General features: G+C 73.9%; 12 protein-coding genes. 6 read left to right on the top strand and 6 right to left on the bottom strand.

Annotation, left to right across the window (positions count from 1 at the left end; genetic code table 11):
* Positions 1-4 precede the first annotated feature (4 nt).
* Entirely contained in the window at positions 5-250 is a 246-nt protein-coding gene (locus tag ACQUFX_RS19200; RefSeq protein WP_428961732.1) for a hypothetical protein, read from the bottom strand.
* A 575-nt stretch (positions 251-825) separates the two neighbouring features.
* Here ACQUFX_RS19200 and ACQUFX_RS19205 point away from each other — a divergent pair.
* The 4 genes from ACQUFX_RS19205 to ACQUFX_RS19220 all read left to right on the top strand — a co-directional run bounded on the left by ACQUFX_RS19205 (position 826) and on the right by ACQUFX_RS19220 (position 4469).
* Complete coding sequence (locus ACQUFX_RS19205) at positions 826-2115, top strand: quaternary amine ABC transporter ATP-binding protein (protein ID WP_428961733.1); 1290 nt, start codon at positions 826-828, stop codon at positions 2113-2115.
* Positions 2112-3005, top strand: a complete 894-nt coding sequence (locus ACQUFX_RS19210; protein WP_428961735.1) for an ABC transporter permease — start codon at positions 2112-2114, stop codon at positions 3003-3005. The genes ACQUFX_RS19205 and ACQUFX_RS19210 overlap by 4 nt, the downstream gene beginning before the upstream one ends.
* Positions 3006-3090: 85 nt before the next feature.
* Positions 3091-3969, top strand: coding sequence for a glycine betaine ABC transporter substrate-binding protein (locus ACQUFX_RS19215; protein WP_428967004.1), 879 nt, complete (start codon positions 3091-3093; stop codon positions 3967-3969).
* 131 nt (positions 3970-4100) lie between these two features.
* Positions 4101-4469, top strand: a complete 369-nt coding sequence (locus ACQUFX_RS19220; RefSeq protein ID WP_428961736.1) for a VOC family protein — start codon at positions 4101-4103, stop codon at positions 4467-4469.
* Between the two features lie 231 nt (positions 4470-4700).
* On the opposite strand, the gene ACQUFX_RS19225 is transcribed toward ACQUFX_RS19220, so the two are convergent.
* Entirely contained in the window at positions 4701-5936 is a 1236-nt protein-coding gene (locus ACQUFX_RS19225) for a multidrug effflux MFS transporter (RefSeq protein ID WP_428961738.1), read from the bottom strand.
* 68 nt (positions 5937-6004) lie between these two features.
* Here ACQUFX_RS19225 and ACQUFX_RS19230 point away from each other — a divergent pair, with 68 nt between their 5' ends.
* Positions 6005-6472, top strand: coding sequence for a MarR family winged helix-turn-helix transcriptional regulator (locus ACQUFX_RS19230; RefSeq protein ID WP_428961739.1), 468 nt, complete (start codon positions 6005-6007; stop codon positions 6470-6472).
* A 25-nt stretch (positions 6473-6497) separates the two neighbouring features.
* On the opposite strand, the gene ACQUFX_RS19235 is transcribed toward ACQUFX_RS19230, so the two are convergent.
* The gene (locus ACQUFX_RS19235; RefSeq protein ID WP_428961740.1) at positions 6498-7673 is read right to left on the bottom strand and encodes a hypothetical protein; all 1176 of its coding nucleotides are present in this window, start codon (positions 7671-7673) and stop codon (positions 6498-6500) included.
* A gap of 234 nt (positions 7674-7907) precedes the next feature.
* On the opposite strand from ACQUFX_RS19235, the gene ACQUFX_RS19240 reads away from it, so the two are divergent.
* Complete coding sequence (locus tag ACQUFX_RS19240) at positions 7908-9461, top strand: gluconokinase (RefSeq protein WP_428961742.1); 1554 nt, start codon at positions 7908-7910, stop codon at positions 9459-9461.
* 22 nt (positions 9462-9483) lie between these two features.
* On the opposite strand, the gene ACQUFX_RS19245 is transcribed toward ACQUFX_RS19240, so the two are convergent.
* Genes ACQUFX_RS19245 through ACQUFX_RS19255 form a run of 3 tightly spaced genes read right to left on the bottom strand, consistent with a single transcriptional unit; the run spans position 9484 to position 12475 of the window.
* The gene (locus tag ACQUFX_RS19245) at positions 9484-9828 is read right to left on the bottom strand and encodes a putative quinol monooxygenase (protein WP_428961743.1); all 345 of its coding nucleotides are present in this window, start codon (positions 9826-9828) and stop codon (positions 9484-9486) included.
* A gap of 29 nt (positions 9829-9857) precedes the next feature.
* Positions 9858-11360, bottom strand: a complete 1503-nt coding sequence (locus tag ACQUFX_RS19250) for a hypothetical protein (protein WP_428961745.1) — start codon at positions 11358-11360, stop codon at positions 9858-9860.
* Complete coding sequence (locus ACQUFX_RS19255; protein ID WP_428961747.1) at positions 11357-12475, bottom strand: hypothetical protein; 1119 nt, start codon at positions 12473-12475, stop codon at positions 11357-11359. Before ACQUFX_RS19255 ends, ACQUFX_RS19250 begins: the two co-directional genes overlap by 4 nt.
* Positions 12476-12501: the final 26 nt, after the last annotated feature.

Genomic DNA, 12501 nt, shown 5'->3' on the forward strand with positions numbered 1-12501 from the left:
GCGGTCAGATCCGGCCCTTGCGCACTCCGTACGGGATGGCGACGACCAGCACGAGAACGACCGCCACACCGATCGCCACCGCCTTTCCGCCCCTGGAGTCACCCTGGGCGGCCAGAATCAGACCCCAGACGATGATCACTACTGACAGTACGGCGCTCGTGACGGCCAGCGCCCTCATCTGGAACCGGCTGTAGGGGCCGGCGCTGCGTGTCGGCTCATTCACGGCATGCCTTATATCCACCTCGATCATTGGGCAAACCTCCCACCCACCCCGACCCAGGCGACGATCACGCCGCCGCCCGGGGGCGGGTGCCGGCCCGACCGAGACCGCACCCCACCCGCCGACCGCGTCGAATCGGCAATTGTTTGCGGATAGCCGGCAGCCGCCGTGTCGTCCGACGAGAATCGATACCGAGGAGAATCCACCGAGACCGAACCCTCGAAATATGACGATCGCGTGACGGTTCTCCATCGACACCGTCACCTTTGTCCGGCGCGCCGACAACAGTCGGCGAACCGTCGCGCTCCGTGCGCGCGGACTCGGACAATCCGCGCACCCGTCACGCAAAACGCCTGCTCACAGCCAGTCTCGCTGGCCGGTTCCACTCGAGGGCGTACGTCCCGTATCGGCACCGGTGAGCCTCGAATTTTGTGTCAAGTCCCACGTTCACCCCCGGATCGGCTGGCTTTATCGGGATCACGTCGGTAGGTTCCTCGACCGGCCCGTACGGACCAATGCATATGCCGATGTCGATATAGACGGACGAAACGAAGATGGGCACCACTGGCCATGATCCGCCACCGGTTTCCGTCGGAGAGGAGATCGTGTCAGCGCTCGCAGTGCAGTCGCTCTACAAGGTGTTCGGCAGCCGGGCTGACGAGGCGGTAACGCGCCTGGCGGACGGGCAGCCCCGGGCCGAGGCCCTGGCCGGGCTGTCGGCCACCGCGGCCGTGATCGACGCGACCTTCGAGGTACGCCCCGGCGAGATCTTCGTCGTGATGGGCCTGTCCGGCTCCGGGAAGTCGACCTTGATCCGGATGCTCAACGGCCTGGTGCGCCCGACGCGGGGCAGCGTCCGGGTCGACGGGGTCGAGTTGACCACGCTCAAGCCGGCGGCGCTGCGCAAGCTGCGCCGGGACAAGATCAGCATGGTCTTCCAGCACTTCGCGCTCATGCCACACCGCACGGTGGCGGAGAACGCCGGGTACGCGCTGGAGGTCGCCCGGTTGCCGAAGGCCCAGCGGCGCGAGCGGGCCCTGGAGGCCCTACGCATGGTGGGCCTCGAAGAGTGGGCGGACAACCTGCCGCACCACCTCTCCGGCGGCATGCGGCAGCGGGTCGGGCTGGCCCGCGCGCTCGCGGCCGACACCGACATCCTGCTGATGGACGAGGCGTTCTCGGCGCTGGATCCGTTGATCCGCCGGGAGATCCAGGACCAGCTCCTGGAGCTCCAGGCCGAGCTGGGCAAGACGATCGTCTTCATCACCCACGATCTCAACGAGGCCATGCGGCTCGGTGACCGGATCGCGGTGATGCGCGACGGCCGGATCGTCCAGATCGGCACCGCCGAGGAGATCCTGACCGACCCCGCCAACGGGTACGTGGCGCAGTTCGTCGCCGACGTCGACCGGACCCGGATCCTCACCGCCTCCTCGGTGATGGAGAAGGCGCAGAGCGTCCTGGATCTCAGCGCCGGCCCCCGGGTCGCCGCCAAGGCGCTGCGGGAGAACCAGACCTCGGTGGTGTACGTGACCGGTCCGCAGAAGAAGTTCCTCGGCACCGTCACCGAGGACGAGGTCTCGGCGGCGCTGCGCGAGGGCCGCCCGAACCTCGACGGGTACGTGTCGACCGAACGGGTCCGCAGCGTCGGCGCGGACACCGCGCTGGCGGACCTCTTCGCCGACTCGGCGGCGAGCCAGCATCCGGTGGCAGTGCTGGACGACCGGGGCCGGCTGGCCGGGGTGATCCCCCGGATCACCCTGCTCACCGCGCTGGCCGCCGCCTCGCCCGACCCGGCGGCCACCCCCGCCGAGTCCGCCACCGACGACACCACCGCCGCCCTGACACAGGCTGACGTGAAGCTGGTGGGCACCACCAAGGGAGAACCGGCATGAGCGTGACTCAGTCGCCGCTGGACGGGTGGCTGCCCCGGATCCCGCTGGGCACCTGGACCGAGTCGGTCGTCGACTGGGCCACCAGCACCCTCGGCCCGGTCTTCGACGGGGTGGCCACCCTGGTCGACACCCTGGTCCAGCCCCTCAACGACCTGCTCACCGGCGTACCGGCGGTGGTGGTCGTCGGGGTGTTCGCCGCGCTCGGCTGGTGGTTGCGGGGCTGGAAGTTCGCCCTCGGGGTCACCGTCGGCCTCGGCCTGGTGGCCGGCATGCCCTACTGGGCGGAGACCATGAGCACGCTCGCGCAGGTCCTCGTGGCCAGTACCCTCGCGCTGCTGCTGGCGATCCCGCTGGGCGTCCTCGTCGCCGAGAACCGGCGCGTCGCCGCGGTGGCCCGGCCGGTGCTGGACCTGATGCAGACCATGCCGGCGTTCGTCTACCTCATCCCGGCGATCTTCTTCTTCGGCATCGGCACCGTGCCGGGTGTGCTGGCCACCCTGGTGTTCAGCATGCCGCCCGGTGTGCGCCTGACCGCGCTGGGCCTGCGTCAGGTCGACAAGGAGATCGTCCAGGCCGCCGAGTCGTTCGGCGCGCCACCGTGGATGGTGCTGCTGCGGACCAAGCTGCCGTTGGCGCTTCCCACGATCATGACCGGGGTCAACCAGGTCATCATGCTGGCGCTGTCCATGGTGGTGATCGCCGGCATGGTGGGCGCCGGTGGCCTCGGCGACGTGATCATGTTCGCGCTCTCCCAGGTCGAGGTCGGCAGCGGCTTCGAGGGTGGGATCGCCGTGGTGACCCTCGCCGTGGTGCTCGACCGGCTCACCGACGCCGTGGGCGACCGGTTCCCCTCCGCGCGGGCGCAGCGTCTCGCGCGGCAGGCCCACTGACCGTCGCCCGTCCGCCGACGCCCCACTGCGCGTGCGCGTGCCGCGTCGGCACACCCATACAGGAAGGACAACTGTGTTCACGAGCATGAAGCGGCTCCTCGCGGTGGCGATGACCGCCACCCTGGCGCTGGGCGCCGCCGCCTGCGGCACCGACTCGGACGCCGCCGGCGGTTCCGGCGAGAACAAGAAGATCACCATCGGGTACATGGCCTGGGACGAGGCCATCGCCGTGTCGTACCTGTGGCAGCACATCCTGACCGAGAAGGGCTACGAGGTCGAGCTGAAGAACCTGGAGGCCGGCCTGGTCTACGGTGGTCTCGCCGGCGGTGACATCGACCTGTTCCTGGACAGTTGGCAGCCCCAGACGCACGCCTCCTACCTGGAGCGGTACGGCGACAAGCTGGAGGACCTGGGCACCTGGTACGACGGCGCGAGCCTCAGCGTCGCGGTTCCCTCCTACGTGCAGGGCGTCGACTCGTTGGAGGACCTGGCCGACCAGGCGGGCACCTTCAACGGGGAGATCGTCGGCATCGAGCCGGGCGCCGGCCTGACCAAGGCCACCCAGGAGAAGGTCATCCCCGAGTACGGCCTGGACGGCAAGCTGCGGCTGAAGACCTCCTCCACGCCCGCGATGCTCGCGGCGCTGGACGGGGCGATCAAGGCCGAGAAGCCGATCGTGGTCACCCTCTGGCACCCGCACTGGGCGTACGCCAAGTACGACCTGAAGGACCTCAGCGACCCGAAGGGCACCCTGGGCCAGGCCGAGCAGATCCACAGCCTCGGTCGTACCGGCTTCGGCGCGGACTTCCCCGAGGCGACCTCGATGCTGAACAAGTTCAAGCTGGACGGCGACCAGCTCGCCTCCCTGGAGGACCTGATGTTCAACACCCACAAGGGTGACGAGGAGAAGGCCGTCGAGGAGTGGCTGAAGGCCAACCCGGACTACCTCCAGACGCTCTCCTGAGCGGCAGACCGCAGCTCGTCGAGGGGCCCCGCCGCTGCGGTGGGGCCCCTCGACGTCGTGGTCACCGGACCCGGTCCTGTCGTACCCCCGGTCTAGCGTGGCGCCCGCCACGACCCACGGGGGAGCTTTTCATGATCGATCATCTCGGTATCCAGGTCCGCGACGTCCCGACCAGCCGGGCCTTCTACGACACCGTTCTCGCGCCGCTGGGCGCGCGCCGGATGCTGGAGTACGGCGACGTGCTCGGCTACGGCGTCCGGACGCCGGACTTCTGGCTCAGTCCGGCGGGCTCGGCCGACCCGGTCCCCGAGGCGCACATCGCGTTCACCGCGCCGAGCCGGGCGGCGGTGCAGGCGTTCCACGACGCGGCGGTGGCGGCGGGCGCGGAGGTGCTGCACGCGCCCCGGGTCTGGCCGGAGTACCACCCGACCTACTTCGGGGCCTTCGTCCGCGATCCGGACGGCCACAACGTCGAGGCCGTCTGCCACGCCCCGGAGTAGGCACCCGGCTGGGGCGACCGGCGTCGCCGACCGGGAGGCCGGGCCCACGGCCCGGCTTCCCGGGGGCACCACCGTGGGTCAGGGCATCTCGTTGACCCGGCGGACGTCGACCTCGACGTCGATGCCGGCGGCGACGACCCGGCCACCCTCGATCCGCCAGGCCGTCTCGACGGTGCGGCGTACCTCGGACTCTCCCACCGTGCCATCACACCAGCCGGGTCCGACAACACCCTAGGCTGCGCGACGGTCGGGGCGGGCCATGGTGAGGACGACGAGGAGGGAGAGCCCGGCCGCCGCGCACATCACCACGGTCATCGGTACGGCGCTGCCCTCCCCGCCGAGCCCGACCACCGGCGCGGCGAGCGCGCCGATCACCGACTGGATCGCGCCGAGCAGGGCGGCGGCGGTACCGATGTGCGCGGGGTGCCGGTCCAGCGCGAGGGCGGTGCCGTTGGGCATGACCATGGCGAGCGAGCCGACGAAGACGAAGAGCGCGACGACGACCAGGGCGACCGTCGTGGTGAGCGCCCCGGTCAGGGTCACCAGGGCGGCCACCGTGCTGGCGGCGAGGGTGCCGACGATCAGGGTCCGGGGATTGAACCGGTCGAGCAGCCGGGCGTTGAGCTGCCCCATCATGACCAGCCCGCAGGCGTTGACCCCGAAGATGACGGTGAACGCCGTGACGGAGAGGCCGAAGACGTCCTGGAAGACGAAGGACGAACCGGAGATGTAGGCGAAGAGGCTGGCGAAGGCGAGCCCCTGGGTGACCGCGTACCCGAGGTAGACCCGGTCGGTGAGCAGCGCGCCGACCACCCGGCCGAGGTCGGCCGGGCCGCCGGTGCTGCGCCGGGCCGCGGGCAGGGTCTCCGGCAGCCAGCGGGCGACGGCGAGGGCGAGCAGCAGCCCGATCCCGGCGAGGGTGACGAAGACGGTCCGCCAGGAGCCGACCCGCAGCACCAGGCTGCCGATGGCGGGGGCGGCCACCGGGGCGATGCCGAAGATCAGGGTGAGCCGGGAGAAGTACTTCGCGGCGGCCCGCCCCGCGTAGAGGTCCCGGACGACGGCGCGGGCCACCACCACGCCCATCCCGCCGGCGAAGCCCTGCCCGAACCGGAGGGCGGCGAGCGCGGGCGCGGAGGGGGCGAGCGCGCAGACCAGGGAGAGCAGGACGTACCCGCCGAGCCCGATCAGGGCCGGGGTGCGCCGGCCCCAGCGGTCGCTGAGCGGCCCGGTGACGAGTTGCCCGACGGCCATGCCGACCAGGCAGGTGGTCAGGGAGAGCTGGACCTGCGCCTGGGTGGCGGCGAGGTCCCCGGTCATCAGCGGGAACGCCGGCAGGTACATGTCGAGCGAGAGCGGGCCGACCGCCGTCATGAGGCCGAGCAGCACCAGCAGGGCCACCCCGGCCCGGCCGGTGGGTGGGATGATCCGCGGGGCGCTCGGCGCGGGTGGCGCGACGGTGGACATGCGGGGGCCTCCGGTACGTTCTCGTCCCGGACAAGATATCTCTGTAGTCAGAGTAGTTGTGGTGTGAGATGAGTGACGTGACGGACGAGGACAGCGTCGACCAGCTCGGCGGCGCCCTGGGTGACCTGCACCGGGTGCTACGTCGGCGGGCGGTCCAGCGCTCCGGCCGGGCCGCCCTGCCGGACGCCCAGGTGGAGCTGCTCCGGCTGGTCCAGCGGCGGCCCGGGATCGGGGTGAAGGAGGTCGCCGAGCGGCTCGGCACCGCCGCCAACACGGTCAGCACCCTGGTCGGCGAGCTGACCGCCGCCGGCCTGCTGCACCGCGACCGGGATCCCGCCGACCGGCGGATCGTGCGGCTGACCCTCACCGACGAGGCCCGGCAGCGCACCGCCTGGTACGGACGGTACCGGCGGGACCTGCTCGCCGCCGCGCTCGACGACCTGCCCGAGCCGGACCGGCGGGACCTGCTCGCCGCCGCACCGGCGCTGCGCCGCCTGGCCGACCTGATGCTGGGTCACCCCCGCGCCGACGACTGACCGCCGGACGCGACCGGCCGGCGGGTCAGGACCATACGGTACGGCGCACGCCCCGGTGCCGGGCGCAGGCGTCCGGCTGGCCGCCGGAGAGGCTGACCGAGCCGTCCCGGCACTGCACCAGGTAGCCCTCGCCGAGCCAGAAGTCCTGTCCGCAGGAGAACCACGCGCAGATCGCCTCGTCGGGGTGGTGGACCCGCTCGCCGCCGCAGTAGTCGTACCCGAACGGGTTGCGCGGGGCGCCGCAGAACCGGTCCCGGGCGGACGGGGTCGCCCCGGTGGCGCGGCGGGGTTTCGGCGACCGGGCCACCGGCGTCGCGGTGACCTCCGGGGCGGCGGCGTCCGCAGCGGCGGACCGGTGGGGGCGGGGGCGCTCGGCCGCCGGGTCGGCGGCGGCGGTGTGCGGGGTGGCGGCGACCGCGACCTCGATGCCGGGGCTGACCGGCGGGTCGGAGTCCAGCAGCACGGCGGGGACCAGCAGCGCGCCGGCCGCCGCGACCGCGACGGTCCGGCGGCCACCGGGCACCCGGGCGGTGAACCGGGCCTGCGCCGGGGTGGCGATCTCGGGCCGGAACGGCCGCACCTGGGCGTGCTCGGCGATCAGTTCGTCGAGCTGGGCGACGATCGCCGGGCGCTGCTCGATCGCGTCGGCGAAGGCCAGGGTCAGGGTGAACCGGAACTCCGCCGCCGCGGCCGGCGGCAGCAGCAGCCCGGAGGCGGCCCGCCGGTCGAGGACCTGGATCAGCGTGACGGGCGCCGCCGGGTCGTGGGCCAGCCCGGTCATCCGGCCGTACGCCCAGTCGCGCCGGCCGCGCCCGCCGAGCAGCACCAGCCGGCGGTTGGTGACCACGGCGAGGCCGGTGTCGGCGACCCGGACCCCGTCCGGCCGGCGGGTACGCCGGGGCGTGCCGCCGAGGGTGACGGTGAGTTCGGGGGCGGGCAGCACGACGGCGTGCCGTACCTCGACCAGCCGGGCGGCGGGCACCGCCCAGTGGACCCGCTCGTCGGGGGCGAGGGCCAGCGGCAGTCCGGGGTCCGGGCCGGGGTCGCCGCCGAAGCCGGCCGCCACGGCCCGCAGCCGCCGCAGTTCGCCGTCGCGCTGCCGCCAGGCCGACTCGGCGGCCCGGTACGCCTGCCGCAGCCGCTCGTTGCGCCGGTGTGCCCACCGGTAACGCCAGGTACCCGTCGAATCAGTCTTCGTCATGCCGACTCCTCCGCCGCGTCACCGGGGTGTCGCCCTGATCAACGAGGGGAACCACCGGGAGCTACCGGGCACCGAGCCGTCAATTACCCGAACAGCGACTAAAACCAACACAAAGGTTGATACCGCCAAACCGGACAGTGGGGCCCGGTCGGTGCGGACGGCGACGAGTCGGTAACGTCACCCGCGACCGGCGGAGTCGTCGTCCGGCACGAGGCGGCGTCAGGAGGATGCGGCGTGGGCGACCCCGGCAACGGCCGGCAGGTGGTGATCGGCGTCGACATCGGCACCACCAGCACCAAGGCGGTGGCGTACGACACCGACGGCCGGCAACTCGGCACGCACGCCGTCGGGTACCCGCTCGACGCCCCGCTGCCCGGCCGGGCCGAACAGGACTTCGACCTGATCCACGCCGCCGTGTTGGAGACCGTCCGGACGGTGGCGGCCGGGCTGGCCGGGCCGGTCGCCGGGCTGTCGTTCAGCTCGGCGATGCACAGCCTGATCGGGCTGGACGCCGACGGTGAGCCGCTCACCCCGGTCGTCACCTGGGCCGACGCCCGCGCCAGCGGGCAGGCCGAACGGCTGCGGGTGGCCGCGAACGGGCTGGCCCTGCACCGGCGCACCGGCACCCCCGTGCACCCGATGGCCCCCCTGCCCAAACTGGTCTGGTACGCCGAGCAGAAGCCGCAGGTCTTCGCGCGGGTCGCCCGCTGGGTCGGCATCAAGGACCTGCTCCTGCTCCGGCTCTGCGGAGAGCTGGTCACCGACCACTCGCTGGCCTCCGGCACCGGACTGCTCGACATCCACCGGCTCGACTGGGACCCAGAGGCGCTGGAGATCGCCGGCATCACCGCCGCGAAGCTGCCCCGGTTGGTCCCCACCACCACCGTGCTGCCCGGCCTCACCCCCGGGGCGGCCCGCGCCACCGGGCTGCCGGCGGAGACCCCGGTGGTGGTCGGCGCCGGCGACGGGCCGCTGGCCAACCTCGGTCTCGGCGCGGTCCGCCCCGGCGTCCTGGCCTGCTCCATCGGCACCAGCGGGGCGCTGCGGGTGATGGTCGAGCAGCCCGCCGTCGACCCGCTCGGCGGGGTGTTCTGCTACGCGCTGACCGAGCACCGGTGGGTGGTCGGCGGGGCGGTGAACAACGGCGGCATCGTGCTCGGCTGGGCCGGCGACGCCCTCGCGCCCGAGCTGACCGAGCACACCGAGGAGGAGCTGCTCGCGCTGGCCGCCCGCGCCCCGGTCGGCTCCGGCGGGCTGATCATGCTGCCGTACCTGCTCAGCGAGCGGGCCCCGCACTGGAGTTCGCTGGCGCGCGGGGCGTACGTCGGGCTGACCCACGGCCACCGGCGCGAACACCTCGTCCGGGCGGCGCTGGAGGGGGTGTGCCAGCAGCTCGCCGTCGTGCTGCGCTCGGTGCGGGCCGCCGGCAACGAGGTCCGGGAGGTCCGGGCCAGCGGCGGCTTCGCGCGCAGCCCGCTGTGGCGGCAGATGCTCGCCGACGCGCTCGGCCTGCCGGTCCGGTTCCCGGCCGGGCACGAGGGCTCCGGATTCGGCGCGGCCCTGCTCGGCATGCAGGCGCTGGGGCTGGTCCCCTCCATCGACGTCGCCGCCGACCTGGTCGAGATCGCCGAGACGGTCACCCCCGACCCGGCCGCCGCCGCCACGTACGCGGCCCTGCTGCCGCTGCACGAGGAGCTGTACGACGCGCTGCTGCCGACGTTCACCTCGCTGCGCCGGCTCGCCCCCGGACTGCCGCCGGAACCCCCGCCCGCGGCTCCCCCGGCCTGACCCGCCCGGCCCGGTGCCGTGGTCAGGGCGCCTCGACGGCAGAGATCACGTACCGGCGGACGTCGGCGGCGTGGATCTGCTCCGCCTGCCCGTCGTCGGGCCCGGCGGCGCGGAACGCCAACAGCTCCCGCTCCCCCGCCCAGCGTTCGTACACGTTGATCCGCGCCGGGTCGAGGGGGTCCGCCGACAGGTGGAAGTCGAGGCATCCGGGGGCGGACCGGGCCTGCTCGACCACCTGTCGGCAGCCGGCCAGGTACGCCTCCCGGCCGACCGGGTCGACGTGCAACGTTCCGGCGATGATGAGCACCACGCCCTCCAGCGGGTCGTCGGCAGCGGTCCCGGTCAGGATGCCACCCGGGTCCGACATCCCGCCCGGCGTCCGGCCGGGGACCGTGGTCAGCGGGGGTGCGCCGGGACGTCGGCGTCGAACGGCTCGCGCGGGGCGGGCGGGCCGCCGTGCGTCCACGGGGTCTCCTCGGTGGCGGGGAACGCCGGGGCGGGCAGGAAGGTGTCGCCGAGCGTCGTGTAGCAGAGCCGTTCGCCCACCTCGGGCACGGTGCCGGGCGCCGCCGTCCGGCCCCGCCCCATGCCACCGGAGAGCTCCAGCACCACCTCGGTCTTCGCCCCGGCGGTCGGGGTCACGAAGACCACCCGGGCCTTCTGCCCCGGCCGGGTCGGCGAGGTCAGGGTCGCGCCGACCGGCACCAGCACCGGCTCCGTGGTGACCACCTGGATCCGGGGGCGCAGCACCGGACGTTTCCCGCTGTCGTCGATCCGGTGCGGGTCGGCCAGGGTCACCTCGCCGACGAACGCCTCCCCGGTCAGCCGGTACTCGGCCATCACCAGCGGGTCGTCGTAGGCGCGCTGGACCGCGTACGAGGTCAGCGCCCGTTCCAGCCGGTGCAGGCGCTGCGCGGCGGCGACCGCCCCGTCCCGGCGGGGCTGCGGGCCACCCCCGGCGTCGACGTGCTCGCAGTACCCGGTGAACGCGTCCCGGTCCCCGCTCCACCGGCCGGCCACCCGCTCCCCGGCCGGCATTGCGCGCAGCAGCGACAGGCCGCGCCAGACCAGCTCCCAGGTCGGCGCGAGCTGGCCGCGCAGCAGCCGTTCCAGCTCCGCGTACGCCACCTGGCGGGCGCGCGGGTCGTCCCCGGCGGCGTCGTACGCGGCCATCGCGGGGGCCAGGACCTTGTTGTCGAAGTCCGGGTCGGTGGCCGGCCCGGCCGGCGGGCAGACCGACGGGTCCTCGGCGCGGGCCGCCGCCTGCGCCCCGTCCAGCCCGGCCGGCGGGTCGAGCCAGCCGAGCAGGGCCGGCAGGTGCAGGTCCTCCACCACCGACTGACCGGTGGCCCAGTGCAGGGTCAACGCCTCGGTCAGCGCCACGGTGGCCGCCGAGCCGGGATGCTCGGCGCGCTCGGCGAAGAAGGTCAGCCACTGGCCGAGCAGCGGCACCGACGGGTGCACCGGGTACTCCCCGTCGGTACGCCGGAACCGGGTGGACCGGCCGAAGAGCCGCAGGAAGGTCACCCCGGCCGGGTTGGGGACCACGAGCTGCGGCGCGTCCAGGTACCGGTGCCGGACGTCCCGGCCCCGGTCCACCGGTACCGCCTCGGTGGGGCCCCGGTGCTCGTCGATCCAGGAGAGCACCACCGACGCCAGGTCGGCGGCGAACGCGAAGCGCTGGTCCCGGTTGCGCGGCTGCGGCACGACCAGCAGCCGGGCCTCCTCCGGGGCCGCCCCGACCAGGGCGGCGAGCGGGGCGTTCGCCTCACCGGCCAGGGTCAGCGGCACCAGCACCAGCGGGCGGTCGGCCAGGTGCAGGTGGCGGACGGTCGCCACCGGCTGGGCCCGCCCGGTGGCGAGGGCCTGCGCACGGGCCAGCGCGCGCAGCGTACTCATCCGGGGTGTCCCGACAGGGCGTCGGCGCGCAACCGGGCGGCGGCCCGCAGCAGCGCGGCGGCCTCGGCCTGCTCCGGCTCGGGGGTGCGCTCCCCGGCGGCCAGCGCCAGGGCCTCGGCGGCGGTGGCGACCCCGCCCAGCGCCTCCCGGACCGGGCGGCCGAGCGCGCCGGTCTGCCCGCGCGTCTCGTGCCGACAGAAGTACGCCAGCTCGCAGGTGGCCAGGCAGTCCGGCGCGTACCGGGCGTCCACCGTGGTCAGCCCGGCGGTCAGGGTCGCCGGGTCGGCCTGCGGGTCGGCGGTGAAGTCCTCGGGTACGCCGGCCAGCAGCGTGTCGATCCGGGCCATCCGGTCCAGTTGGCGGCGCAGCACCAGCAGTTGCTTGCGCACGTCGACCAGGCTCGCCACCGGCTGGTTGCCGAAGTCCCGGGGGCAGACCAGGACCACGTCGGTGCCGACCAGCCCGGGATCGTGCCCGGCGGCGGTGAGCAGGTCGCGCAGCGCCAGCACGTAGACGGCCGACTGGATCGCGGCGGCGGCGACCTTGGCCGGGTCGGCCTGCCCGTCGATCACCGGGAAGGACTTGATCTCGACGACGTGCCAGCGGCCGGCGAGCCGGGCGGCGACCAGGTCCGGTTCCAGGTGCACCCGCTGCCCGGCGACGTCCAGCCCGAGCAGCGGATGGTCGAACAGCGCCGCCGTGTCGGCCCCGGACGACGGGACGGCGGCGAGGAGCCGGTCCCGCGACCGCTGCTGGCGGGCGGCCAGGTCGTGCCGGGTGTCGTCCGCGCCGTCGCCGAGGTCGGTCCAGCTCGCCGACTCCGGCACCGGTACGCCGAGCCGCTCGGCGACCAGCCGCAGCAACTCCGTACCGCCGTCGGCCTTGAGCTGGGCCTCGAACGCGTTGCCCCGGGTGATGGCGAACCGGGACTGGCCGAACCGCGCCGGGAAACCGATCCGCTCGGCCAGCCGGGTCTTGTCCACCCCGGCGCTGTCCAGCACGGCCCGGCGGGTGCAGCCCGGGTTGCCGGTCAGCGCGGCGATGGTGCGGGCGTTGTGCCGTCGGGGCGGCACCCCACCCCGGATGCCGGCCAGTCGCTGCTCCGTGCTCCGCATGACCCGCCACGATAGCGGCCGACCCG

Source organism: Micromonospora fluostatini (assembly GCF_050410825.1).
In the GTDB taxonomy this organism is placed as follows: Bacteria; Actinomycetota; Actinomycetes; order Mycobacteriales; family Micromonosporaceae; genus Micromonospora; species Micromonospora rosaria.

Excerpts from the sequence above, each read along its gene's own strand:
- ACQUFX_RS19200 (WP_428961732.1), bottom strand. The coding sequence starts at position 250 with ATGATCGAGGTGGATATAAGGCATGCCGTGAATGAGCCGACACGCAGC.
- ACQUFX_RS19210 (WP_428961735.1), top strand. The coding sequence starts at position 2,112 with ATGAGCGTGACTCAGTCGCCGCTGGACGGGTGGCTGCCCCGGATCCCG.
- ACQUFX_RS19215 (WP_428967004.1), top strand. The coding sequence starts at position 3,091 with ATGAAGCGGCTCCTCGCGGTGGCGATGACCGCCACCCTGGCGCTGGGC.
- ACQUFX_RS19220 (WP_428961736.1), top strand. The coding sequence starts at position 4,101 with ATGATCGATCATCTCGGTATCCAGGTCCGCGACGTCCCGACCAGCCGG.
- ACQUFX_RS19225 (WP_428961738.1), bottom strand. The coding sequence starts at position 5,936 with ATGTCCACCGTCGCGCCACCCGCGCCGAGCGCCCCGCGGATCATCCCA.
- ACQUFX_RS19230 (WP_428961739.1), top strand. The coding sequence starts at position 6,005 with ATGAGTGACGTGACGGACGAGGACAGCGTCGACCAGCTCGGCGGCGCC.
- ACQUFX_RS19235 (WP_428961740.1), bottom strand. The coding sequence starts at position 7,673 with ATGACGAAGACTGATTCGACGGGTACCTGGCGTTACCGGTGGGCACAC.
- ACQUFX_RS19245 (WP_428961743.1), bottom strand. The coding sequence starts at position 9,828 with ATGTCGGACCCGGGTGGCATCCTGACCGGGACCGCTGCCGACGACCCG.
- ACQUFX_RS19250 (WP_428961745.1), bottom strand. The coding sequence starts at position 11,360 with ATGAGTACGCTGCGCGCGCTGGCCCGTGCGCAGGCCCTCGCCACCGGG.
- ACQUFX_RS19255 (WP_428961747.1), bottom strand. The coding sequence starts at position 12,475 with ATGCGGAGCACGGAGCAGCGACTGGCCGGCATCCGGGGTGGGGTGCCG.